Annotated in this window: 22 protein-coding genes and 4 pseudogenes; 12 read left to right on the top strand and 14 right to left on the bottom strand. The window is 59.7% G+C overall.

From position 1 onward, the window contains the following. Positions 1 to 356: 356 nt before the first annotated feature. From JFV26_RS25990 to JFV26_RS25975, 4 genes and pseudogenes are all read left to right on the top strand, one after another. A complete protein-coding gene (locus JFV26_RS25990; RefSeq protein ID WP_201196383.1) occupies positions 357 to 2,489 on the top strand; it encodes a TonB-dependent receptor in 2,133 nt (710 codons plus the stop codon). A 173-nt stretch (positions 2,490 to 2,662) separates the two neighbouring features. Beyond that, positions 2,663 to 4,236 (top strand): annotated as a pseudogene (locus tag JFV26_RS25985) (flavin monoamine oxidase family protein). Between the two features lie 155 nt (positions 4,237 to 4,391). Beyond that, complete coding sequence (locus JFV26_RS25980; RefSeq protein ID WP_201196382.1) at positions 4,392 to 4,889, top strand: RidA family protein; 498 nt, start codon at positions 4,392 to 4,394, stop codon at positions 4,887 to 4,889. A 36-nt stretch (positions 4,890 to 4,925) separates the two neighbouring features. Further along, positions 4,926 to 7,385 carry a TonB-dependent receptor plug domain-containing protein gene (locus JFV26_RS25975; protein ID WP_201196380.1) on the top strand — a complete coding sequence of 820 codons (2,460 nt, stop codon included), beginning with the start codon at positions 4,926 to 4,928 and terminating at the stop codon, positions 7,383 to 7,385. 426 nt (positions 7,386 to 7,811) lie between these two features. Here JFV26_RS25975 and JFV26_RS25970 read toward each other — a convergent pair whose 3' ends face one another. Then, positions 7,812 to 8,147, bottom strand: a complete 336-nt coding sequence (locus tag JFV26_RS25970) for a hypothetical protein (protein ID WP_201196379.1) — start codon at positions 8,145 to 8,147, stop codon at positions 7,812 to 7,814. A gap of 165 nt (positions 8,148 to 8,312) precedes the next feature. Between JFV26_RS25970 and JFV26_RS25965 the strand changes: the two genes are divergently transcribed. Continuing rightward, entirely contained in the window at positions 8,313 to 8,552 is a 240-nt protein-coding gene (locus JFV26_RS25965) for a hypothetical protein (RefSeq protein ID WP_201196378.1), read from the top strand. A gap of 13 nt (positions 8,553 to 8,565) precedes the next feature. After that, complete coding sequence (gene osmE / locus JFV26_RS25960; protein WP_201196377.1) at positions 8,566 to 8,922, top strand: osmotically-inducible lipoprotein OsmE; 357 nt, start codon at positions 8,566 to 8,568, stop codon at positions 8,920 to 8,922. Positions 8,923 to 8,976: 54 nt separating this feature from the next. Here the strand turns inward: osmE and JFV26_RS25955 are convergent, their stop codons facing one another. Further along, positions 8,977 to 9,168, bottom strand: a complete 192-nt coding sequence (locus JFV26_RS25955; protein WP_201196376.1) for an SPOR domain-containing protein — start codon at positions 9,166 to 9,168, stop codon at positions 8,977 to 8,979. A gap of 220 nt (positions 9,169 to 9,388) precedes the next feature. On the opposite strand from JFV26_RS25955, the gene JFV26_RS25950 reads away from it, so the two are divergent. Next, complete coding sequence (locus tag JFV26_RS25950) at positions 9,389 to 9,751, top strand: NUDIX hydrolase (protein WP_201196375.1); 363 nt, start codon at positions 9,389 to 9,391, stop codon at positions 9,749 to 9,751. A gap of 6 nt (positions 9,752 to 9,757) precedes the next feature. On the opposite strand, the pseudogene JFV26_RS25945 reads toward JFV26_RS25950, so the two are convergent. From JFV26_RS25945 to JFV26_RS25905, 9 genes and pseudogenes are all read right to left on the bottom strand, one after another. Further along, a pseudogene (locus JFV26_RS25945) lies at positions 9,758 to 9,907 on the bottom strand (alpha/beta hydrolase); the annotation flags it as partial. An 18-nt stretch (positions 9,908 to 9,925) separates the two neighbouring features. After that, the gene (locus JFV26_RS25940; RefSeq protein ID WP_201196374.1) at positions 9,926 to 10,699 is read right to left on the bottom strand and encodes a 1,6-dihydroxycyclohexa-2,4-diene-1-carboxylate dehydrogenase; all 774 of its coding nucleotides are present in this window, start codon (positions 10,697 to 10,699) and stop codon (positions 9,926 to 9,928) included. Between the two features lie 133 nt (positions 10,700 to 10,832). Continuing rightward, positions 10,833 to 11,846, bottom strand: coding sequence for a benzoate 1,2-dioxygenase electron transfer component BenC (benC, locus tag JFV26_RS25935; RefSeq protein ID WP_201196373.1), 1,014 nt, complete (start codon positions 11,844 to 11,846; stop codon positions 10,833 to 10,835). Positions 11,847 to 11,856: 10 nt separating this feature from the next. Next, on the bottom strand, positions 11,857 to 12,345 hold the full coding sequence (benB, locus tag JFV26_RS25930; protein ID WP_201196371.1) for a benzoate 1,2-dioxygenase small subunit: 489 nt from the start codon (positions 12,343 to 12,345) through the stop codon (positions 11,857 to 11,859). After that, entirely contained in the window at positions 12,342 to 13,706 is a 1,365-nt protein-coding gene (gene benA, locus JFV26_RS25925; protein WP_201196370.1) for a benzoate 1,2-dioxygenase large subunit, read from the bottom strand. Before benA ends, benB begins: the two co-directional genes overlap by 4 nt. Before the next feature lie 282 nt (positions 13,707 to 13,988). Continuing rightward, positions 13,989 to 14,948: an AraC family transcriptional regulator gene (locus tag JFV26_RS25920; RefSeq protein ID WP_274610381.1), complete on the bottom strand. Its 960-nt coding sequence runs from the start codon at positions 14,946 to 14,948 to the stop codon at positions 13,989 to 13,991. A 189-nt stretch (positions 14,949 to 15,137) separates the two neighbouring features. Further along, positions 15,138 to 16,067 (bottom strand): catechol 1,2-dioxygenase, encoded by a 930-nt coding sequence (gene catA, locus JFV26_RS25915; RefSeq protein WP_201196369.1) that lies wholly within the window; start codon positions 16,065 to 16,067, stop codon positions 15,138 to 15,140. Between the two features lie 51 nt (positions 16,068 to 16,118). After that, positions 16,119 to 16,408: pseudogene (gene catC / locus JFV26_RS25910) on the bottom strand (muconolactone Delta-isomerase). Between the two features lie 10 nt (positions 16,409 to 16,418). Continuing rightward, positions 16,419 to 17,567 carry a muconate cycloisomerase family protein gene (locus JFV26_RS25905; RefSeq protein WP_201196368.1) on the bottom strand — a complete coding sequence of 383 codons (1,149 nt, stop codon included), beginning with the start codon at positions 17,565 to 17,567 and terminating at the stop codon, positions 16,419 to 16,421. Between the two features lie 127 nt (positions 17,568 to 17,694). On the opposite strand from JFV26_RS25905, the gene JFV26_RS25900 reads away from it, so the two are divergent. Continuing rightward, entirely contained in the window at positions 17,695 to 18,579 is an 885-nt protein-coding gene (locus tag JFV26_RS25900) for a LysR family transcriptional regulator (RefSeq protein WP_201196367.1), read from the top strand. Between the two features lie 119 nt (positions 18,580 to 18,698). Here JFV26_RS25900 and JFV26_RS25895 read toward each other — a convergent pair whose 3' ends face one another. From JFV26_RS25895 to JFV26_RS25885, 3 genes are all read right to left on the bottom strand, one after another. Continuing rightward, positions 18,699 to 18,941, bottom strand: coding sequence for a DUF1652 domain-containing protein (locus tag JFV26_RS25895; RefSeq protein WP_201196366.1), 243 nt, complete (start codon positions 18,939 to 18,941; stop codon positions 18,699 to 18,701). 116 nt (positions 18,942 to 19,057) lie between these two features. Further along, a complete protein-coding gene (locus JFV26_RS25890) occupies positions 19,058 to 19,957 on the bottom strand; it encodes a polysaccharide deacetylase family protein (RefSeq protein ID WP_201196365.1) in 900 nt (299 codons plus the stop codon). A 139-nt stretch (positions 19,958 to 20,096) separates the two neighbouring features. After that, positions 20,097 to 21,044 (bottom strand): ABC transporter substrate-binding protein, encoded by a 948-nt coding sequence (locus JFV26_RS25885; protein WP_201196364.1) that lies wholly within the window; start codon positions 21,042 to 21,044, stop codon positions 20,097 to 20,099. A 294-nt stretch (positions 21,045 to 21,338) separates the two neighbouring features. Between JFV26_RS25885 and JFV26_RS25880 the strand changes: the two genes are divergently transcribed. From JFV26_RS25880 to JFV26_RS25865, 4 genes and pseudogenes are all read left to right on the top strand, one after another. Next, on the top strand, positions 21,339 to 22,307 hold the full coding sequence (locus tag JFV26_RS25880; protein ID WP_201196363.1) for an aliphatic sulfonate ABC transporter substrate-binding protein: 969 nt from the start codon (positions 21,339 to 21,341) through the stop codon (positions 22,305 to 22,307). Between the two features lie 101 nt (positions 22,308 to 22,408). Continuing rightward, complete coding sequence (locus tag JFV26_RS25875) at positions 22,409 to 23,245, top strand: ABC transporter permease (protein WP_201196361.1); 837 nt, start codon at positions 22,409 to 22,411, stop codon at positions 23,243 to 23,245. A gap of 3 nt (positions 23,246 to 23,248) precedes the next feature. Further along, a pseudogene (locus tag JFV26_RS25870) lies at positions 23,249 to 23,961 on the top strand (ABC transporter ATP-binding protein). A gap of 278 nt (positions 23,962 to 24,239) precedes the next feature. Next, positions 24,240 to 24,512, top strand: coding sequence for a hypothetical protein (locus tag JFV26_RS25865; RefSeq protein WP_201196359.1), 273 nt, complete (start codon positions 24,240 to 24,242; stop codon positions 24,510 to 24,512). Positions 24,513 to 24,659 lie beyond the last annotated feature (147 nt).

Genomic DNA, 24,659 nt, shown 5'->3' with positions numbered 1-24,659 from the left:
CAGCCTTCGGCAGCTCCTACAGGCATTTAGGCTCGTCCCCTCGCCACAACATCAGACTTACGCATTTAATTTAATATATTAATGTCTATTTTTTATAATTAACTTATAACTAATCGGACTTTTACAGCGCCGTATTATACAAATATTGTTACAACCATCACCGACCCCTGACCAGGTGGAGGCCCACGGAACTGCACGTTTTTCCGGCCGACACCATTCCACGGTCAACTGCCACACCCAAACCCGAAACCGGCTCAAGCCCCCGCCGCCATGGCTGTCGAATCATGGCCCCGGCAACGCTTTGCCGAAAAAAACATAACAACGCCACCGCTGTATCTACACACCTGGGGTTCACCATGCACAACACCTTCACTGCAAACCGTCTGACGCTGGCCGTATCGATGGCCCTGTTCGGCTTGTCGGCCCACGCCGAAGAAAACACCAAGGATGGTGCCCTCCCCGTTGTTACAGTCACCGCCGAACACCACCGCGAGGATTTGCAAGAAACCCCGCTGGCCATCTCCGCGTTCGACGAAAAAGCCCTTGAAGACAAGCAGATCAAAAGCGTCCGCGACCTCTCCGGACAAGTGCCGAACCTGACCCTCAGCCGTCAGTCAATCTCCTACAGCGCCCAGACCTACGGCATTCGTGGCATCGGCGAGACCGATCCGATCCAGGAATCCGCCGTCGCGGTGTACGCCGATGATTTGTACATCCCGCGGGCAATTTCCTCGATGCTCGATTTCAACGACGTCGAGCGCGTCGAAGTATTGCGCGGCCCCCAAGGCACGCTCTACGGACGCAACAGCAGCGCCGGCGCGATCCGCGTGATCACCCGCGACCCGACCCAGGAAACCCGTGGTTTCTTCGAGCTCGGTGCCGGCAACTACAACGCGCAGAACGAGCGCTTCCTGATCAGCGGCCCGCTGGTGGACAACGCGTTGTTCGGAAGTTTTTCGGCGATTCGCCTGACCCGCGACGGCACTGTCTCCGACCCGACGCGCGGCAAGGATGTGAACGACGTTGATATCCAGTCCTACCGCGGCAAGTTGCGCTTCAATCCAATCGATTCGCCGTGGGACGTGCAACTGACCCTGGCCGGTACCTTTGACCGTGGCGACACCACCAGCTACACACCCTTTGATGCCAACGGCCACTTCGACAAATTCAAGAGCTACAGCAGCCTCGACCCGAAGAACCGTCTCGATCAGGGCAGCTCGGTATTGCGTGCCATTTACGCCATCGACGACCACCTGAACTTCAAATCGGTGACCGCCTATTCGGCGTTCAACCAGCCGGTGGACTATGACAACTCGGGGCAGGCAGCCCTGATTCAGCAAAACCTGATCACCTACAAGCAAGACTACGCCACCCAGGAATTCCAGCTCAACGGCGACTACGACAAATTCAGCTTCAGCACCGGCCTGTACCTGTACCGCGAGAAATTCGAAGCCGACCGCGACAACCTCACCTATTCCGTCGCGCGCAACCGGGTGATCGGCCAGGGCCAATACAGTACGACCAACACCGAAAGCTATGCGCTGTATGGCCAGGGCAGTTACAAGCTCACACAGCAATTGTCGCTGATCGCCGGGCTGCGGTTTACCCGCGAACACAAGAACTTCGACTACACCAACTACGCGATCAACACCGATCGGCAGATCACCGGGACCAACTTCACCGCGCAGTCGAGCAAGTCGTGGCAGTCAACCAGCCCGAAAATCGGCTTCGAATACGCCTGGACCCCGCATCTGAATCAATACGCCTACGTTGCCAAAGGCTTCAAGGCTGGCGGCTACGACAACCGTGCGCCGACCCAGGCCGCTGCCGAACAAGCGTTCTCGCCGGAAGACGTGACCACCTGGGAAACCGGCTTCAAGGGGGACTTCTTCGACCAACGCCTGCGGGCCAACGTCGCGCTGTTCTACAACGACTACAAGGACCTGCAAACCAATGCCTACGACCCGGCGCTGGGCGTGAGCCTGCGGACCAACGTCGGTCGGGCCCACACCTACGGCGTCGAGCTGGAAACCCTGACCGCGCTGACTCGCAACCTGCAACTGAGCGCCAACGTCGGCTACCTGCAAAGCCAGTACGACGACTTCGAAAATGCCAGCGGTGCCGGTGTCGATGCCAACGGTAAGCAGTTGGTGTTCTCGCCACGCTGGAACGCCAGCGTCGGCCTCAACTACACCATCCCGGCCGGGCTGCCCGGCACCTTGCTGGCGGGCACCGATGCGCAGTTCCAGACCAAGTCCTACGCCAACGCGCTGAACGACGACATCCAGGAAATCCCGACACAAACCTTCTGGAACGCCAATACCCGCTACATCTCCAGCGACGGTCACTGGACCACCACGCTGGCGGTGAAAAACCTGCTTGACCGCGCCTACCCGCAATCGGTCGGTTTCGTGCCATCCAGCGGCGCTCGCTACTACTCGATCAACGACCCGCGAACCCTGTTGCTGTCGCTGCGCTACGACCTCTAAACCCCGAACCCCCGACTTATCTCTCAACGGTCACGAATCCCCCGTAGGAGCTGCCGAAGGCTGCGATATTTTGATCTTGATCTTTAAAAGCAACATCAAAAGATCGCAGCCTTCGGCAGCTCCTACAGATAGTCCGCGTCAGTTTGAGAGGCCTGACTTCAAGGAGCTAAACCATGGCTTTCACCCGCAGAGAAATGATTGCCCGCATTGCCACCGTCGGTGGTTATTCCGCTGCCGTCGGCGCCCTCGGTGCGCTGGGGCTCACGCCTCAGGCCGTGGCGGCCAGTTTCAAGCCGTTGCAACTGGGCAGCAGTGGCAACGGCAAAAACGTGGTGGTGGTCGGCGCCGGCATTTCCGGCCTGGTCAGTGCCTACGAGCTGCGCAAGGCCGGTTTCACGGTGACCCTTCTGGAAGCCCGCGAGCGGGTTGGCGGGCGCAACTGGACCCTGCGGCGCGGCACTCAAGTGGATTTCGACGATGGCGTCAGCCAGACCGTCGACTTCGATGAAGGCCACTTTTTTAACGCCGGGCCGGCGCGGATTCCCAGCCATCATCAGACGATCCTCGGCTACTGCCGTGAGTTGGGTGTCGAGCTGCAAGTGCTGGTCAACAGCAGCCGCAATGCACTGGCCTTGCCGGACCCAGACAAGCCGGCGTTCCAGTTGCGCCAGGCCGTCAACGACACTCGCGGTCAGTTGTCCGAACTGCTGGCGCGTACCGTCAGTCGCAAAGCCCTGGACCAGGATTTGAGCGTCGATGACCGCAAGGCGTTGCTGAACTTCCTCAAGGTCTATGGCGACCTGAATGCCGATTTCCAATACAAAGGCTCGGTGCGTTCGGGCTACACCCGCGTGCCCGGTGCCGGCGATCAAACCGGCGTGACTCGCGCACCGCTGGAGCTGCAAACCCTGCTCAACCCCAAGCTCTGGGGGCATTGGTGTTCGATGAAATCCCGGAGTTCTCCTCGACCATGTTTCAACCCGTCGGCGGCATGGACCGGATTCCCTATGCGTTCTACGACAAGCTCAAGGACGCGGTGCGCTTCAATGCCGAAGTCAGCGAGATCCAGACCTCGGAAAACGGTAGCCGCATCACCTACCGGGATCGCAAGTCCGGCAAGACTCAGACGCTAGATGCCGACTACGCCGTGGTCACCGTCCCCCTGCCGTTGCTGGCCAAGCTGCCAAGCAATTTCAGCCAGCCGTTCAAGCAAGCGATTCTCAGCGCCCAAAGCGATCAGGCGAACAAAGTGGCCTGGCAGTCGCCGCGCTTCTGGGAAACCGACTTCAACATCTACGGCGGATTGTCTTACCTGGATCACGAAGTCAAAGGTCTGTGGTATCCGAGCGATCGGCTGAACAGCGCCCAGGGGATTCTGGTCGCCGCCTACAACACCAGCGAATCGGCGCAATCGTTCAGCAAAAAAACCATCGCCGAACAGTTTACCTCCTCGCGGCAAGCCGTCGAACTGCTGCACCCCGGCCACAGCGCCGAGCTGCAAAAACCGGTGGCGATCAACTGGGCCAAGGTGCCTTTCAGCAAAGGCCCGTGGATCGTCAACGACGAGGTTGGCGAAAGCGCTTACCAAATCCTCAACGAACCCCAGGGCCGTACTTATCTGGCCAGCGATGCCCTTGCCCACGGCGGTGTCGGCATCTGGCAAAACAGCGCCGCCGACTCGGCGCGACGCATCGTTGCGCTGATTGGCCGACATGCCGAACGCACTCAATCCGGTGTTGCTGCCTGATGCCAGTCAGTTAAGCGCAAACCCTGTGGGAGCGAGCCTGCTCGCGAAGACGGCAGCATATTCAACACGGATGTCGCCTGACGCACCGCCTTCGCGAGCAGGCTCTCTCCCACAGGTACATCTGCTCTGACTCTTTTCAATTAAAGGACTGAACGATGAAAACCCTTACTTTGCTCACAGGACTGCTCATGACCGCCACCGCCCTCACCAGCCACGCCGACGAGATCAAACGCATAGCCCTGCCCAACTCGAACTTTCCGATTTCACTGGCGGTGTCGGTGCCGGCGCAGACCGAACTGCTGTTCGTCAGCGGGCTGCTCGCCGACCTGCACGACCCGAAAGCGCCGAAGGATTCCTTTGCGGCCTACGGCGATACCGCGACCCAGACCACTTCGATTCTGAACAAACTCAAAGGCGTGTTGCAAAGCCAAGGCCTGGACCTCGGTGACGTAGTGCAGCTACGGGTGTTCCTGGTGGGCGATCCGGTGAAGGGCAACAAGCTCGATTTCGCCGGGTTGCAGGAAGGCTATACGCCGTTTTTCGGCAGTGCCGCGCAACCGAACAAACCGGCGCGCACGGCAATTCAGGTCGTGGCCCTGCCACTGCCCGGTGGCCTGGTGGAAATCGAAGCCGTCGCCGCCCGCAAGAAATGACACGGATATCCACCGATACTCAGGAGCTTCATCTTTATGCGCAACTGCCCAGTACCTGCTTACCGTCCGTTGTTATTGCCGCTGTCCTTCGCTTGCAGCCTGACCTCATTCAGCCTCGAAGCCGCTGAGACCGGCTCGCCGACCCTCGATACCGTGGTGGTCACCGGCAACCGTGGCGCCGAACAACGCACCGTCACCACCAGCCCCACACCCATCGATGTAGTGACCGGCGAACAATTGCGCTCCGTCGGCAAACCCAGCCTGCTGGAAGCCTTGAGCAAATTCATCCCGTCGCTCAACCTGCCGGACCGCGCGGGCTGGGATGCCAGCGGCGTGGTACGCTCGGCGACGTTGCGTGGATTGACCGCCGCCCATGTGCTGGTGCTGGTCAACGGCAAGCGCCGGCACACCAGCGCGACGTTGAATATCAACGGGATCAACAGCGGCGCAGCACCCAGCGACCTGGATTTGATCCCGGTGGCGTCCATCGACCATATCGAGGTGCTGCGCGACGGTGCGGCGGCGCAATACGGTTCGGATGCGATCTCCGGGGTGATCAACATCATCCTCAAGCAGACCACCGGCGGCAGCTCCGACACGACCCTCGGCCAGGGCTACGACGGCAAGCGCGGCACCGGCCAGGAAGCGCTCAATTATGGTTTCCAGGTGGGCGAAGCCGGGGTGCTCAATGTGTCTCTCGACACCCGCTACCAGGAACGTGACAACAAGGCCGGCAGCAACGGCTACAGCGCCCATTACTACCCGCAGGCCGACGGCTCGCCCGACCCGCGCGAGGCCGATGCCAGCCACCACACCTATAAAGGCTACGGTTTACCGCGCAGCCAATTGGCCGATGCTGGCTATAACCTCGATCTGCCGCTGAACGACGCAGTGACGCTGTATTCGTTCTCGACCCTGGCCACCCGCGAGAACAACGACGGCCAGAACTTCCGCTTGCCCAGCGGACGCAACACCATCACCACCGGCCCTAATGGTTATCCCGACGGTTATAGCCCTTACTGGCTGGTCAACGAAACCGACTTCCAGTCGGCCTTCGGCGCCAAGGGTGACAACTTCGGTGGCTGGGCCTGGGACCTGAGCAGCACCTATGGCCGTAACTACGCCAAGCAACGAACCTACGACAACCAGAACCCGTCACTGGGGGAAAACACGCCGAACAAGTTCACCTCGGGCATCTACATCGCCGACCAACTCACCAGCAACCTCGACCTGAAGAAAAGCTACGAGATCGGTCTGGCCAAACCCATGGATGTGGCCTTCGGTTTCGAGCATCGGCGTGAAAGCTACGAAACCCGCGCTGGCTCCGAAGCTTCTTATATCGATGGCGGCTACGTGTTCCCGGCCGACAGTCCACGTGCCGGGCAACGCCCTGATCCGGGGGCGCAGGTCACCAACGGCATTACCCCTGAGGACGCGCAGAAAGTCAGCCGCAACAGCCTCGCCAGTTACATCGACCTCGGCTTCTACCCCGTCGAGCAGTGGTACTTCGGCGTCGCCGGGCGTTACGAGCACTACAACGAAGGCATCGGCGGTACCCGCAGCGGCAAGCTCAGCACCCGCTACGAATTCAACCCGGTGTTCTCGGTGCGCGGCAGCGTCAGTAACGGCTTTCGCGCACCGTCGCTGGCCAATCAGATTTTCACCGCGCGCTCGACCGGGTTCGACACCATCAATGGCGTTTACCAGTCGTACAACTACGTGATCCTGCCGGTGGACTCAGCGGGCGCCCAAGCCTTGGGGGCCGAAGCGTTGAAACCCGAGCGCTCGACCAACTTCAGCCTCGGTTTCGCACTGACCCCAAGCAATGACTTGAGCCTGACCGTCGATGGCTACGTGATCAACCTGCGCGATCGCCTGGTGCTCAGCGAACGCTTCCAGGGACCGGGCGTCGCCGCCCTGCTCGACAGCATCGGCGTGCCGGCCACCGCAGGCGCGCAGTACTTCACCAACGGCGCCAACACCCGCACCTCCGGGGTCGATGTGGTCGGCAACTATAGGCAGAACCTGAACCGCTACGGCACGCTGAAGTGGACCGCCGCACTGAACTACAACCACACGCAAATCCTCAGCGTGAACGACACACCGGAGCAATTGACCGCGCTGGGCGGTAATTTTCAACTGATGGGGCGCCAATCCCGGGCGCTGATTACCAAGACCTCGCCAAGCAGCAAGATGATTTTCTCCGCCGATTGGAGCATCAGCGACGTCGACGTCAATCTGCGCCTGACCCGTTACGGGAGATACACCGAGGTCAACAGTTCGAGCGACCCGAGCCTGGACCGCGAGTATTCCGCCAAATGGATTACCGACCTCGACGTGGCGTATGCGCTGACCAAGCAACTGACCGTGGCCGTGGGCGCACAGAACCTGTTCGACAAATACCCCGACCACATTGGCGTGCCCAATTCTTCGTTCGGCGATAACTGGGGCAGCTATTCACCGTTTGGCTTCACCGGCGGCTACTACTACACCTAGGTGCAATACGCGTTCTGAAGAACAAATCGCGGGCAAAAAAATCCCAGGCAGCTGATGGACGCCTGGGACTTAAAAATGCATAAACCGTGGTGGTGAACGCGGGGCGATATTAACCTACCAAAACACTTTGAAACAATATATTTCTGCATACCGTTCGGTTAATTAAGAACGTAAGCCCTTATATATCAACACTATTTGTGCGGAAATCGACACCGTTGGTCAGTTCCGAGCGATCGATCAAGCAATCGGAATCAGCGGATCGGCAGCCGCCCAAGCTGTTTCACGATTGGCTACTGGCGGATAAATCCAAACGGTGTTGGGCGCAAGGCCCGCCGGAGTTCTCCGGACAAGTGGATGAATGGCTGGTTGAGCGCAAGGAAAAGAAAAGTGCCGCCGGCCCCGAGCAAACGATCCCGCTGACTGACGTTACAGGCAGTCACGCACCGCTTTCCTCATCGCCCCGGATTTCGCCCAGGGCGGCCCCTGATACAGCGACACCCGGCTGCCATCCTTCGATTTCACGATATCCAGAATCTCGTCCGCCGTGATGATGCTCGGCGCGGTCAGGCGGTAGCCGTTGGAAATGCCTATTTGCGTCGTTTTGGGAATCTGCGCCTGCCACAAAGGCAGCACGCAAGCGAGGTACTCTTTGGGTGGCTTGGCGCTGTATTTGCTGACGTTGGGCTCGCCTGGCACCAGGGATGCAGGCAATGAACATCCCGCCAACATAGCCACCGCCACCCCCGCTATCAACATCCGCATGACGCTTCCTCATCCTGAAAAACGGCGAATGTAGCGCGTAGCCGCTCAGACATCCAGCGAACGATTGGCGAAAGCGACAGAACCGACGCATGCCCTTGCAAACGGCACACTCCACGCCGCAATCGGGACTAATCTTTCGTAGCGGGGACTTTGCAGGAGATCATCATGCGGCTTAACGAATTCGAGCAGGAACTTCAGCGCGACCTACAAAGCGTGGAGTCGAATCTGCGCTGGTCGGCGGTAGAACTTTTGCGCCTGGCGGAACAGTTTCGCCAGGTGGGTAACGAAGTGGATGCCCAAGTAGCCCTAAGGCTGCGCGAGGTGCTCCAGGGGGACGAAGAACGACTTAAAAGCTACGCCGATGAAGTGAAGGCGCGGCACATCAGTCGAACGAAAGCTCACTAACGGGACCACAGCCATGAACAAGCCTCTGTTCGCACTGCTCGCCGTGCTGGCGGCGTCGAGCGGTTGCAGCTCCGATTCACACGTCTATCGCAACCAGCCGTTGGTCGCCAAGGTTGAAAACGGCATGAGCAAGGAACAAGTCCAGCAGATTGGCGGCAAACCGCTGGCCATCACTGATCGCACGGTGGAGCCTGGCACCTGCTATGACTACAAACTGGTTCAGGCCGGTCATCAACAGCTCTACAACGTCAGTTTCGATGGCACGGGCAAGGTCGACCACACCAGCTTCATGAGTTGCGCGGAATGGAGTAATGCGCAACAGAGAGCCCGGGAACCCTCCCACTCTGTCAGCAGCGGTGGCGGTTACTGAACGAGCAGCCCTGAAAAGCCCCGGCAAAAACCGGGGCTGACCCCACTCGATTGACTACTGGCTACGCGCCGGCCGTCTCGACCGCGCCTTATACGCCGGCAAAGACGCCGCAAAGGCCAGTGCCTCTTCCCGGCTGGCAAAGGCGCCCAGGCGATCATCTTTGGTGCATACCCGCCAGGGGCCGTGGTTCACGCTGAGTACGTCGTAACCGTTCATGTGCATCTTGGTCAGCAGCTCAATGCTCATCGTCACCTCCATTCGGGTCATGAAAACCCACGATTGACGGGACTACCTTACACCCCACCCTTGTCAACGTGCCGACCAGACGTCGCGCGGGCATGGCGACATCCGGTTGCACTTTCGGTTTGCACGACCACTCCAACCCTTCAAACTCCCGCCGCACGGGTCTCGGCCTGAATATTGCATTTTTATGACTTATTTGTGACAAACGGCAATCAGGTAACACATGAAAGTACGCGCCACCGTTATTTGCGAACAAGACCGACATGTCCTCCTGGTGCGCAAGCCCCGGTGTCGCTGGACCTTGCCTGGCGGAAAGGTCGAGCCTGGGGAAACCAAAGTGGACGCGGCCACGCGAGAACTGGCGGAAGAAACCGGACTCGGGGTCGACGGCATGTTGTACCTGATGGAACTGGAAGACGGCAGCACTCGACACCATGTTTACGAAGCGTCGGTGCTGAACCTGGATGAGGCCCGGCCGCTGAATGAGATTATCGATTGCATGTGGCATCCGCTGGATGCCATTCACAACCTGAAAATCAGCGACGCCACGCTGCGCATCGTCAAAGCCTATCAGCGTCGCTTGTAAGCTGGGCTATGCCGTGGCCGTGGCCAGCGCCGTCGCGGCCTTGTCGATGAACGCTGCGACATCAACCGGCATCGACGCCAGGGACGCGTGACTGGCCTTCAGCGTCAGGACTTCCCTGGCGTCCAGACGCCCGGCCATCCACTGCTGGTTTTGTGTTGTTTTTAACGAGTCGCGTCAGCCCTGGTCGCCGCCGCCCACCGGCATGATCATGCCGGTAATGTATGAGGCTTCGTCGCTGGCCAGAAACAGGATAGCGCTCGCCTGCTCATCCAGCGTGCCGTAGCGCTTCATCAAACTGCTGTCGAGGGTCTGGTCGACGATCTGCTGATACCAGACCTTTTCCTCAGTGCTTTGCTCTGCGGTATTGCGCGGGATAAGTCGCGGCGGTGCTTCGGTGCCTCCAGGGGCGGTCGCGTTGACCCGAACCCCGCGACCGGCGGTTTCGAAGGCCAGGCAGGCGGTCAGCGCGTTGACCCCACCCTTCGCCGCACCGTAAGGCACGCGATTGATGCTGCGGGTGGCGATGGATGAAACATTGACGATGGCACCGCGCCCTTGCTCAAGCATGAACGGCAGCGCGGCATGGCAACACCACAGCGTCGGGAACAGCGAGCGGCGAACTTCGGCCTCGATCTGTGGCGCCTCGTAATGCTCGAAGGGTTTGGCCCAGATCGTTCCGCCGACGTTATTGACCAGCACATCCAGGCGCCCGAAGCGCTCGACGGCGGTTCGCATCACCCGGCTGCATTCGCTGTAATCCTCAAGATCAGCGGTCAGGGCGAGTACCTGGCTGCCCTGCCCCAATTGCTTTTGGACGTCGAACACCAGATCCGAACGATCAACCAGAATCAACTTCGCGCCTTCAGCAGCCATGCGCTCGGCCACGCGCCGACCGATGCCTTGCGCAGCCCCGGTAATCAACGCGACTTTTTCATGGAACCTGTTCATATACACCTCGTGACGACGACCGCTTCCCGTAGGAGCTGCCGAAGGCTGCGATCTTTTGATCTTGTTTTTAAAAACCAACGTCAAAAGATCGCAGCCTTCGGCAGCTCCTACGGGTGCATCGCAGCAGAAAAATTTATGCCGCGCTGGCAGCAAACTTCTCGTAGTAGAAATTGACCGGCGCAATGCCTTGTTCGCGAATGAACTGACTGACCGCCTCGACCATCGGCGGCGGGCCGCACAAGTAGACATCGACGTCGCCATCGTTCAGATGCCGGGGCTCGATGTGCTGGGTCACGTAGCCCTTGAGCGGATGCCGGCTGTCGGGGTTGGCCACGCAGGCGCTGAAGCTGAAGTTCGCAATCCGTGCAGCGAACGCTTCGAGTCGATCCATTTCCACCAGGTCAAAGTCATTGGTCACGCCGTAGATCAGGTGCAGCGGTTGCTCGCTGCCCTGCTCCGCGATTTTTTCCAGCATCGCGGTGAACGGCGCCAGCCCGGTGCCGCCGGCCAACAATAGCAGCGGGCGGCGGATTTCACGCAGATAGAAACTGCCCAACGGCCCCGCCAGCGTCATGCTGTCGCCGGCCTTGGCCATCTCGGTGAGGAAGCTGCTCATCAAGCCGCCGGGCACGTTGCGGATCAGGAAACTGACCTCGCCGTCGCGCTGCAACGAGCTGAACGAATAGGCGCGGGTCTGCGTGCTGCCGGGAACCCCGAGGTTCACATACTGCCCCGGCAGGAACGCCAGTTTGTTCAGGGCCTCGCCCTTGATCGACAGCGCGATGGTGCTGTCGGACAACAGGTGCACGGCGCTGATGGTCGCTTCAAAACTGGCCGGGCGGGTGCGACAGACATCCGACGATACCGGCACCCGCACCACGCAATCGCTCTGGGCGCGCATCTGGCAGGTCAGGACGAAACCTTGTCTGGCTTCATCGACGCTGAGGGCGTCGTCAATGTATTCCTCGCCCAAATCGTAACGACCGGCCTCGGCGAAACATTTGCAGGTGCCGCACGCGCCATCGCGGCAATCCAGCGGAATATTGATGCCCTGGCGGTACGCGGCATCGGCCACGGTTTCGTCGGGGCTGGCGTCGATGAAACGGGTGACGCCGTCTTCGAAATTGAATGCGATGGAATGAGTCATGACGGCCGCCTCACAGGTGGTAAACATCGATGACCTGGCGAACGTAATCGTTCTTCAGGACCACTTTCTTGGCCTTGATCAACGGGTTTTCACCGCGTACATCCAGGGTGTAGAAACTGCTGCCGAAATAGCTGTCGACAGTCTTGTAGCGAAAGCTCAGGGTGTGCCAGTTAAAGCGCACCTTGCACAGGCCGTCGGCTTGTTCGAGCAGCTCGATGTTGCTCAGGTTGTGCGAGGTACGGGTGTCCGGAATGCTCGCGCTGGAACGCTCGGTCTGGATGCGGAAGATGCGGTCTTCCAGGCCGGTGCGGTTGCCGTACCAGATCAGCGAGACTTCCCGCTGCGGGTCTTCGGTGAGCTCGTCGTTGTCGTCCCAGGACGGCATCCAGAAGGTGGCGTCCGGGGCGTACAGCTCCAGCCATTCATCCCATTGTTTTTCATCGAGGTAGCGGGCTTCGCGGTAGAGAAAATCACGCACGGCCTCATAGGTGATGGTCATTGCACGGCCTCCACGACGATCAGCTCGGACTGTTCAGCGGCCAAGGCCTTGAGCATCGTTTGCTGCCAATATTTGTGCTGCAGCACGAACAGGCCTTCGTCTTCAGTGCGCACACCACTGAGCAGCGGATGCAGGTCGATCGCTTTGGCCGCGTCGTCGGCACCTTCGATCCAGTGCTCGGCACCGCGGGACATGTCATTCCAGGTCGTGACACTGCCCTGATAACCGGTCTGGCAGGAACGAAACTCCTCCAGATCATCCGGGGTCGCCATGCCGCTGACGTTGAAGAAATCCTCGTACTGGCGAATCCGGCTGGACCGCGCGGTGTCACTTTCGCCTTTGGGGGCGATGCAGTAGATGGTGATTTCCGTGCGGTTGACCGAGATCGGCCGGGCGATGCGTATCTGCGAGCTGAACTGGTCCATCAGGTACACGTTCGGGTACAGGCACAGGTTGCGCGAGTTCTCGATCATCCAGTCGGCGCGGGCCTGACCGAAGTCCTGCGCCAGCTCATCGCGACGCTCGTACAACGGACGGTCTTCAGGGTTGGCCCAACGGGTCCAGAGCAGCATGTGACCCTTGTCGAAGGAATAGAAACCACCGCCCTGCTTGGCCCAACTGCCGGCACTCATGGTCGGATTGCTGTCGCCGGCCTCGCGCTGTTTACGCTGGTTCTGGGTGGCCGCGTAGTTCCAGTGCACGGAACTGACGTGATAGCCATCGGCGCCGTTTTCGGCGGTGAGTTTCCAGTTGCCTTCGTAGAGGTAGCTGGAGGAGCCGCGCAGCACTTCCAGGCCATCGGCGGACTGGTCGACGATCATGTCGATGATCTTCGTCGACTCGCCCAGGTGCTCGACCAGCGGCACCACATCGGCCTTGAGGCTGCCAAACAGAAAGCCGCGATAGGATTCGAATCGCGCGACTTTGGTCAGGTCGTGGGAGCCTTCGCAATTGAAGCTCGCCGGGTAGCCGGCCGCCGCCGGGTCCTTGACCTTCAGCAGCTTGCCGGAGTTGTTAAAGGTCCAACCGTGGAACGGGCAGGTGTAGGAGCTTTTGTTGCCGGTCTTGTGCCGGCAGAGCATCGCGCCGCGATGACTACAGGCATTGATGAATGCGTTGAGCTCACCGTCCTTGTTGCGCGCGATAAAGATCGACTGGCGGCCCATGGTGGTGGTGTAGAAATCGTTGACCTTGGGAATCTGGCTTTCGTGGGCCAGGTACAGCCAGTTGCCTTCGAAGAGGTGCTGCATCTCCAGATCGAACAACCGTGGGTCGGTGAACATCTCGCGCTTGCAGCGATAGATGCCGTGGTCCTTGTCATCTTCCAGCAGGGAGTGAAGGTATTCGGGTCGCAGGGACATGGCCGCCGCCTCCATTGTTTTTATTCAGGCAGGGCCATGCTAGGACGCGGGTATCGGGCGGACTATCCGCTGGGTGCAGACCTTTATCCATTTAGTGCAGCAGGTGCGGCCGGTCTTGTAGCAGCTGCCGAGCCTGCGAGGCTGCGTCCGAGTACGTAGTACTCGCCAAGGCAGAACGCGGTCAGCCTGAGATTCGGAGCGAACTATTTTGCGAGTGCTGCGCACTCGGACGCAGCCTCGCAGCCTCGCAGGCTCGGAAGCTGCTACAGGAGATTCGTGCAGTCAGTGCCGGCGCTTGAGGGTGTCGGACGGTAATTCGCCGAACTGTTTGCGGTAGCTGTCAGAGAACCGTCCCAGGTGCAGGAAGCCGTAATCCATGGCCACTTCCGTGACGTTGCGCACGTTGCAGGCCGGGTCACTCAGGCAGGCGTTGACGCGTTCGAGACGCTTCTGGCGGATGTAGTTTTTCGGCGTGGCCCCGGCGTTGCGTTCGAACAAGCCATAGAGCGAACGCAGGCTCATCCGCGCCTGACGCGCCAACTCTTCGCTGTCGATATCCTGCTTGAGATTGCGCGTGATGTAGTCGGCAATGCTGTCGAACGTGGCCGACGGCGAGCCGGGACTGACCCGGCTGACATTGGTTTTCATCAGGCCGAGCATCTTGCTGACGATGATCTGCGCGTAGTGTTCCTGAACCTTGAGAATCTGCTCCGTGGCCTCGGCCTCCTGGCAAATCATCGCCAGCAGGTTAACGAAACCTTCCAGCTCATTGAGCTGATAACGGTTCTCCAGAAACCGCACACCCTGCCCCGGATACCGCCAGCGTTGCTCGTCGCACACCGACTCCAGCAAACGCGCGGGGACTTTCAGGATGAATTTTTCGCAATCCTCGGAGTACGTCAAGTCCACCGGATCGTCGGGATTGATCAGCAGTAATTCGCCGGGTTCAAAGTAGTGTTCCTGGCCATGACCACGCCACAAGCAGTGGCCGCGCAGCAGGACTTGCAGGTGATAAATGTTCTCCAGTGCGCCCGAAGTGACCCGCACGCTGGCGCCATAACTGATGCGGCAAAGGTCCAGACTGGCAAACTTGCGGTGATCGAGGCTGGCCAGCGGTCGGCCGGCGCGAGGCATGAGGATGCAATGGTTGCCGACATGCTGATTGACGTAGCCCGACACCGCGTAAGGGTCGGCCTGGTCGAACACTCTGCTGCGCTGACTCAACAGTTGCGCTTGCATCATCGGTTCACTCTCGTTGTTGTTATCGATAGCGTGCCGCCATTCCAGGCAGGCCTCGCAACGATGTGTCAGTGGACTGACATGTCGGAGCGAGCCTGCTCGCGAAAGCAGAGTGTCAGTCAACGATGATGTTGAAGCTGATTCCCTCTTCGCGAGCAGGCTCGCTCCCACAGGAGGCTCAATATTGCGCTGTCAGTCTTCGAGTGCGCGAACACGCTCCAGGCGTTGCTGCTCCTCGGGTTGTGCAGACGACTGTAGCGTGAAGTCGAAATCTATTTCGGCAAACCGACCACTGACACCGTGGGCCGCTGCACGCTGTGGATCGTCGCTGAAAGCGATGTGGGCGATCAACTCGTCGCGGGTGGCGTAGGCGAAATCATCGTGCAGGTATTTATCGCCATCGAGGTTGATCTGGGTGGTCAGGTGGCGATGATCCGGCGCCGAGATGAAGAAGTGAATGTGCGCCGGCCGCTGGCCATGACGACCCAATTGATCCAGCAGTTGCTGGGTCGGACCGTCCGGTGGGCAGCCGTAGCCCGAGGGCACGATACTGCGCAAACGGTAACGACCCTCGGCATCGGTAACGATGCGCCGACGCAGGTTGAATTCCGATTGAGCAGTATCGAAATACGAATAGGTGCCGCCGGTATTGGCGTGCCAGACATCCACCACGGCCCCGGCGAGCGGTTCACCCGCGGTGTTGCGAATCTGCCCTTGCATGAACAGCACCACGCCCGGGTCGACGCCGTCATCCAGCCGCGCCTCGCCATTCGACAGCGGCGCACCGGCCACATACAGCGGGCCTTCGATGGTCCGCGGCGTACCGCCGGATTTGCCGGCCTGCTCGTCTTCGGCGTCCATCAGCAAATCGAGGTAATGCTCCAGCCCGAGCCCGGCGACCAGCAGGCCTGCCTCCTGCCGCGCACCCAGGACGTTGAGGTAATTGACGGCTTTCCAGAATTCTTCCGGGGTCACGGCGAGGTCTTCGATGATGTTTACCGAATCGCGCAGGATCCGGTAAACCAGCGCCTTGACCCGCGGATCACCGGCCTCGTTGAGCAGACCGCTGGCCTCTTCAAGAAACTTCTGGGCACTGGCAGTGTGGGAAATCTTGACGTTCATTGTGGTTCCTCATCTTGTCATTATTATCGTAGCGAACTGAACAGGCGGGGTTCAGCGATCATCCTCGCGAATCGAAGAAGGATGCCGGCACATCGCGGTGACCTCGATGGCCATGTACGGGTACAGCGGCAATTGCATCAGCAAGTCGTGCAGTTCCTGAATGCTGTCGACGTCGAACACGCTGTAATTGGCATAGAGCCCGGCGATGCGCCACAGGTGGCGCCACTTGCCCTGCTCTTGCAGGCGCTGGGCCAGGTTTTTTCGTCGGCCTTGAGCTGTGTGGCGCGCTCCGGGTTCATGTCGAGCGGCAGGTTTACGGTCATTTTTACGTGGAACAGCATGATGCTCTCCTCAGGCGTTTTGAATGGCAATCGATGACGTGTCGCGACGGAAAAACGCCAGACGTTCTTCATCCAGCGTCAGCCCCAGCCCCGGCGTGTTCGGTACATGCAGCTCAAAATCGTGATAGACCAGTGGCTCGGTGAGAATGTCTTCGGTCAGCAGCAGCGGGCCGAACAGCTCGGTGTCCCAGGCCAGTTTGTGCAACGTGATAAAGGCATGGGCCGAGGCCAGCGTGCCGATCCCGCCTTCGAGCATGGTGCCGCCGTAGAGGCCGACACCGGCCGCTTCGGCAATCGCAGCGGTTCGCAGCACGGCGCGCGGGCCGCCGTTCTTGGCGATCTTCAGGGCGAATACCGAAGCCGCGCCCTCCCGCGCCAGGTTGAAGGCGTCTTCCACACACTCGATGGACTCATCGGCCATGATCGGCGCCGGGCTGATGGCATTCAGGCGCACCATGCCAGCGCGATTATTACGCGAGATCGGCTGCTCGATCAGGTCGATGCCGTTGCTGCCGAGAATCCTGCAGGCCCGCAGCGCGACAGATTCGTCCCAGGCCTGGTTAACGTCGACCCGCACACTGGCGCGATCACCCAAGGCTTTTTTGATGGCGATGACGTGCGCCAGGTCGCGGTTGACCTCCCCAGCACCGATTTTCAGTTTGAAGATCCGGTGGCGGCGCAGGTCGAGCATCTGCTCGGCTTCGGCGATGTCTTTGTCGGTGTCGCCACTGGCCAGGGTCCAGGCCACTGGCAACGCATTGCGAACCCGACCGCCGAGCAGTTCGCTGACCGGCAGGCCGAGGCGCTTGCCCTGAGCGTCGAGCAAAGCCGTTTCGATACCTGACTTGGCGAACGTATTACCGCGGATGCTGCGCTCCAGGCGCCACATCGCGGCGTTGACGTTGCTACTGTCCTCGCCCACCAGCAACGGCGCGAAGTGTTTGTCGATGTTGGTCTTGATGCTGTCCGGGCTTTCATTGCCGTACGCCAGGCCACCGATGGTGGTGGATTCGCCAATCCCTTCAATGCCATCGGCGCTGCGCACGCGGATGATCACCAGGGTCTGGTTCTGCATGGTGTGCATCGCCAGTTTGTGCGGGCGGATGGTCGGCAGATCGACGATGATCGTCTCGATCGATTCAATGGCTGTTGCACGCATGTCTATACCCGTCAGGTTCTTTAAGTTCTGAGTCGGATTCTCATACGGCTTTTAAATCGCGGCCAATATAGAATTGGTCTGACTTGATACCTTAAAGGTATTCAACTCGTCGGCGCCTGGAGGCCTCATGGAACTGCGTCACCTGCGTTACTTTCAGGTGTTGGCTCAAACGCTCAACTTCACCCGCGCCGCCGAACGGCTGCACATCGCCCAGCCGCCCCTGAGCCGGCAGATCCAGCAACTGGAGGATGAGCTCGGGGTGCAACTGCTTGAACGTGGGCGGCCGCTGAAGCTGACCGAGGCCGGGCGGTTTTTCCATGAGCACTCCAGCGCGTTGCTGGAGCAACTGAACAAGGTCTGCGACAACACACGGCGGATCGGCCTGGGCGAACAGACCTGGCTGGGCATCGGTTTCGCGCCGTCGACACTCTACGGCGTGCTGCCGGAACTGATCCGCCGCTTACGCAACCATGAGCATCTGGAGCTCGAACTGGGGCTGTCGGAAATGACCACCCTGCAACAGGTGCAGGCGCTCAAGGCCGGGCGGATTGATGTTGGCTTCGGTCGAATCCGTATCGATGACCCGGCGATCATCCAGACGGTGTTGACCGAGGATCGACTGGTCGCCGCCCTGCCCGCCGGTCACCCGCTGCTGACCCGCCCGATCAGCCTGCGCGAACTGGCGAAGGAACCTTTCGTGCTCTACCCCGGCAACCCCCGACCGAGTTACGCCGATCATGTGATCGCGCTGTTCGAATCCTATGGCGTGAGCATCCATGTGGCGCAATGGACCAATGAACTGCAGACCGCCATCGGTCTGGTAGGCGCTGGCATCGGCGTGACGCTGGTGCCGGCCTCGGTGCAATTGCTGCACCGCGACGACATCGGCTTCACGCCACTGCTGGAAGACAATGCCACTTCGCCGATCATCCTCAGCCGACGGGTGGGCGACGTGTCACCGGGGTTGAATCATTGTTTGCAGATGATTGATGAACTGCTGCCGCAGAATTAGAGCCTTGATACTACTGTAGGAACTGCCGAAGGCTGCGATCTTTTGATTTTGCTTTTAAGAACAAGATCAAAAGATCGCAGCCTAGCAGCTCCTATAGAGAACTCGGCAGGTTGGCTATTTCAGCCAGCAAACGCCCGGCGCCCCGCACTCATTTCGGTGCGCAATTCGCCAATCAGGTTGGAAATGTCGCGAACGGTGGTCAGTCGCGATGGCGAGACATAGGGGAGCAGCAGAGAGGTCCGCCCGGTCGAAGGTTCGTAGACCTTGATCCGTAGCGTGCCGTCGCGGTTCACCGTGCAGTCGCACGAGAGCGGACGAAAACCGGACTGCACAATGCGGCAAAGCTCTTGAACTGAAACCATGACGGGGGCCTCCATGGCTGTTGATCGGATCCAATCTGAACAGCATAGATCCGCTTTCCTTTTTGCGCCCGCGAATACCAACAATAAGTGTTATCTGCGTCTCACTTTGGCAAATTTCAATGGCTATCCCCATCCCAAAACCAGTTCCAGATCCCCGGCAAACGGACCGGTTCTGAACTTTCGGTGACCGTACGGGCCATCGCCGCTCGGAGCAACTGGGCTTGATCGTCATAAAACGGCTTCGGCGCGGTTTTCACCCCGGTAGCGCTGGCGCTGTCGAGCAGGATTTGCAGGTATTCGCGGGTGTGCCGGGCGGTGTAGCGATTGAGGTCGTGGAAAGTCACCACCACCGGAATCACCCCGTCGACTGTCGGCAGTTCACCCTGGGCAATACGCTCACGGACTTCCGAGAGCTGACGCAGCATGTTCGCCCGTCGCCGGGGGCTGGCGTTGAAGCCCCAGATCTTGCCGTCATTGGCGCTCAGGTCGGTCAACAACACGTGCATGCCATGTTGCTGATACGCGGCGAAGGTGCGTTTGTCGTAATTCCAGAACGGCGGACGCACCAGGGTCGGCGGCGCCCCGGTGATCGCGGCGATGTCGGCACTGCCTTTGGTCAGTGACTGTTCCAGATCTTCAGGACTCAGCGAGCGATGATTGGTGTGCCAGTGGGTGGCGGTGTGAAAACCGAGGATTTGCCCCTCGGCATGCTCGCGATGCATGACCCGGCGACCGATGTCGCTGTCGCCGGCCCGTGGCGCGCCGGTCTGCACAAAGAACACCGCTTTGATGTTCGGCTGCACCGGGTTTTGCGCGAGGCTGTCGAGCACGGTATCGGTCGGGTTCCAGAAGCTCGATGCACTGGGGCCGTCATCGAAAGTCAGCAGAAAACGGATCGGCGGCTGCGCTTGCAGGCGCTGTTGCGTCTGGGGCGTCATCTCGATCGGAGCCGCGATACAGCCCGCCAGCCCGACAACCAGGGTGAGCGCCGATAGAACCTTGAACAGTTGCGTCATGTTTTGCCTTGGGCCAGACCGTTGCGGTCGTCACGTTAATGGCAAAAACCCCTCGCCCGGTGATCCTCCAATGGACCCGCAGGTGCCTGCGGGCTCAGGTTGGATCAGGGTACACAGTTTTGGTTCAAGTGCTCACGGATTACTGCGCCAACGCCTGCTGGAACGAACGGTCGATAATCGGTGCCGTCGCCAGTGCTGCCGGCAGTGCCTTGACCTTGAACAGGAAGTCCGCGGTGCTCTGCAAGTCCGCCGCCGCTTGCTGATCGACCGGGCCGACGCTCATGTGTGCCTGGCGCAACCAATGGCGTGAGACGTCCTGATCGAGGTTGGCTTTCTTCGCCCAGAGGTCGGCATATTCGTCGGTGTGGTTGTCGACCCAGGCCCGGGCCTTTTTCAGGCGCCCGAGGAAGTCGGCGATGGCTTCGCGTTTACTGTCGATTGAAGGCGTCGAGGCCGCAATCGCACTAAGGCCGGGCATCAGGTTTTTGGCAGTCAGAATCGGCCGGGCGCCGGAGAACAGAATCTGCTGGGAAATGTACGGTTCCCAAATCGGAAACGCGTCAATGCTGCCTTGGGGCAACGCTGCCGCAGCGTCGATCGGCATCAGCTTGATGAAGTCGACGTAGTCGTCCGGCAGGTCGGCGTTCTCCAGGGCACGCAAGGTCAGTTGCTGGCTCCACGCGCCGGGCCAATAGGCGACTTTCTTGCCCTTGAGGTCGGCGATGGTTTTGACCGGTGAGTCCTTGGGCACCAACAAGGCGATGGTGTCCGGGTTCTGCCGTGACACGCCAATCAGCTTCACCGGCGCTTGCTTGGCGGCGAGGAACAGAAAGCCCGAATCGCCGAGAAAGCCCAGGTCCAGCGCGCCGGTGTTCAGCGCTTCAGCCAGCGGTGCGGCGGCCTGGAAGTGTTTCCAGTCGACGGTATAAAGCGCTCCTTCCAACACCCCTGAAGCCTCCACCGAGGCGCGGACGTTGTAGTAGTTCTGGTCACCGATATGCAAGACGACGGGATCGGCGGCGTAGGCAAATGGTGCAGCAAGCAGCGCGCTGGTCAGCAGGCTGCGCAGGAAACGGGACAGGTTCATCGGAGGCTCCGGAGGTGTTGTTCCGATAGACCATAACGCTCTTATAGAAAGCTTTTTAAATTCTATTTATGCATAAGCTCATGACCCGTAACGGTCAGTGTTTGCCCGGCAACAGCGGCGCAACAGACTGTCTCGTTGCGCACATCGAATCCCCTAAAAAATTCCAAAAAGCCTCGTAAACAGTGAAATCCAACATATGGCACAGAGCCTGCAATATTCCTTTTATGCAGGAAGCATTCATAAAAACCAATAATCAGGACATAAGAATCCCGTTGCCTTGCCGGAGTTGCGCCCATGAACCCCCTCTTCCACTTTCCCAAAGCCAGGTATCTGATCAGCGCCGTCGCGTTGGCCCTGGGCCTGCAACCCCTGGCCCAGGCCGCCGAAACGACACCGGCCGAAGTGCATCTGGATTACGCCTATTACTCGCCAGTCAGCCTGGTGCTCAAGCACTTCGGCTTCCTGGAAAAAGCCCTGCCCCGGACGCAAGTCGGCTGGGTGCTGAGCCAAGGCAGCAACCGCTCTCTGGAATACCTGAACAGTGGTGGCGTTGACTTCGCCTCCTCCGCCAGCCTCGCGGCTGTGCTGAGTCGGGCCAACGGCAGCCCGATCAAGTCGGTGTACGTTTACAGTCGCGCCGAATGGACCGCGTTGGTGGTGCGCAAGGATTCGCCCTACAAGACCGTGGCCGATCTGAAAGGCAAGAAAATCGCCGCCACCAAAGGCACCGATCCGTACCTGTTTACGTTGCGTAGCCTGCAACAGGCAGGCTTGAGCAAGGACGATGTGGAACTGGTGCACTTGCAGCATCCGGATGGTCGCACCGCGCTGGAAAAAGGTGACGTCGACGCCTGGGCCGGGCTTGACCCGCACATGGCCGCCAGCCAGGTACAGGCCGGATCCCGCTTGCTCTATCGCAACACCAGCTTCAACAGTTACGGCGTGGTCAGCGTCACTGACAGCTACGCCAGGGAACACCCGGAAACCATTAAAACCGTGCTCAACGCCTATGAACAGGCGCGGGAATGGGCGGTTGAAAACCCGGAAGAACTGGCGAAACTGCTCGCCAGCGAATCCGGCCTGCCGCTGGAAGTGGCCAAACTGCAACTGTCGCGAACCGACCTGAGCAGCCCGCAATTGACCGCCAGGGATGTGCTCGCCTCCAAGGCAGCGGCGCCGATTCTGGTGTCCGAAGAACTGGTTCGCCGTGGGGTGAATGTCGACCAGGTCATTGATCAACTGATCGACACCGGTCGTCAATAAAAGCAAAGATCGCAGCCTGCGGCAGCTCCTACAGGGGAACGCATATCCCACTGTAGGAGCTGCCGCAGGCTGCGATCTTTTGATCTTGTCTGGAGAAAACCATGACCAGCAAAAGCAAAAACCTCCCCGCCCCTCTGGCATTGCCCGCACCGCGTCGCCTGGGCAACGCCTGGAAACGACGCCTCAAAGGTCTCGCCCTGCCGATGCTGATCATCATCGTGCTGGAATTCGTCGTACGCATCGGCTGGTTGCCTGCCTACCAAATGCCCGCCCCCAGCGACGTGGCCCTGACCCTGAATGATCTGGCTGAAGGCGCGCTATGGAAGCACATCAGCGCCAGTCTGTTGCGGGTGCTGCCGGGGTTCGCCATCGGCGCGAGCCTGGCCTTGGTGTTTGCCGCGTGGGTCGGTTTGAGCCGCGAAGCCGAAGCGTATCTGGAGCCGACCTTCGCCGGTCTGCGTTCGATTCCGAGCCTGGCCTGGGTGCCGCTGTTGCTGCTATGGCTGGGCATCGACGAGACCTCGAAAATCGTCCTGATCGCCATCGGCGCCTTCTTCCCGGTGTACCTCAACGGCGTCGCGGCGATCCGCGACATCGACCGCAAACTGGTGGAAGTCGGGCAGATGTATGGTTTCAGTCGGGGCCGGCTGGTGCGGCGGATTTTGTTGCCCGCCGCCCTGCCCGGCCTGTTCACCGGACTGCGCAGTGGCATGAGCCTGGCCTGGATGTTTCTGGTGGCCGCCGAACTGATCGCCGCGACCAAAGGCCTGGGCTATCTGCTCAGTGACGGCCGCGAAACCTCACGTCCGGACATCGTCCTGGCCGCCATCATCGTGCTGGCGGTACTGGGCAAACTCAGCGACGGCATCCTCGCCGGCCTGGAGAAACGCTTCCTGGCCTGGCGCGACACGTTCAACGGCCAAAGCGCAGAGGGTTGAGCCATGACCGAACACCTGCTGGACATTCGGGTGGAGCGCAAAACTTTCGCCGCCACCACCGTGCTCAACAACATTCACCTGCAATTGCGGCCCTGGAAGCCGTCAGCTTGCTGGGCCCCAGCGGTTGCGGCAAAAGCACGCTGCTGCGAATCGTTGCCGGGCTGGAGAAAGATTTTCAGGGTGAGTTGCGCAACAATGCCGGCGAAGTGGCGTTTGTGTTCCAGGAACCGCGGCTGATGCCGTGGCTGACGGTGGAACAAAACATCGGTTTTAGCGCCGACAGTCATTACGACAAGGCCTGGGTCGCGCAACTGATCGAAGAAGTCGGCCTCGGCGGTTTCGCCCAGGCATTGCCCAAGGCCTTGTCCGGCGGCATGGCACAACGGGTGGCGATTGCTCGCGGCTTGTATTCACGCCCGCAGGTGCTGTTGTTGGACGAACCGTTCAGCGCGGTCGACGCCTTCACCCGGATGAAACTCCAGGACCTGCTGCTGCAACTGGCCGAGCGCCACGCCATCGCCCTGCTGCTGGTGACCCATGATGTCGATGAAGCGCTGTACCTGAGTGACCGGGTGCTGGTGATGGACAATCGCCCGAGCAGCATTCGCCAGGAACTGGCGGTAGACCTGGCCCATCCCCGTGATCGGCGCGATCCGTTGCTCGCACGACTCAAGGCGTTGGCATTGACCGAGTTGCAGCGGGCGCATGTCATCTGACGCAGATAAGGCTGAAAATCTTCAGCCGGCGCCTGATGAACCTGCCTGTAAAAATTGAAAACTCAAACGTACATCGAGTGTTTCAGTAACGAGACACTGATATAAGCGCGGCCATTTTGCGCATCAACCGCTGGTTTGACATTTCAACCGTCATACCTACATTCAGAATGACTACAGATAGCATGCGCGCCGTATTTCCATAAGCATCGCCCAATTGCCCAAAGAGTCAGCAACCCAAAGAAATCCCGACAACTTTTATATACCTTGCAGAGAAACCAGTGCGCGACGATTTTGCAACCCATCAAGTCGGCGGGCTGGAGTGTGTCTACCTTTCGATGACAGAACGTTTGCAACTCGACTGCTTTATCAGCCATTACATAAAGACTCGAAACCTGCGCTCAATCGCTGACATCAACAGCACGCTGCGCTCAACCCTGCAACACTATCCGGGCAAGCCGCCGGTGATGGTGAATGAACTTAATGCCTGGATCGATAAAACACTCGGTTATCGAGCCGCGCATCCCGACTTCCCTCAGCGGGAAGACGTCTAGTGTCCTGTCTCACAAATACGTTGCTCTTTTGACGAGTGGCTGTCGTCGTCAGGCAAGGCGCCGCGACGAGTCATCGCCAGTGATGGCGAGGAGCGGCAACTCAGCATGACGGCAACAGACGCCGTTAAAAAGGAACACTATTTGCGA

Origin of the sequence: Pseudomonas sp. TH31, from assembly GCF_016650815.1 — a bacterium.
Lineage (GTDB): Bacteria > Pseudomonadota > Gammaproteobacteria > Pseudomonadales > Pseudomonadaceae > Aquipseudomonas.
Note: the sequence above shows the minus strand (reverse complement) of the source record. Positions and strands in the feature narration are given on the sequence as shown.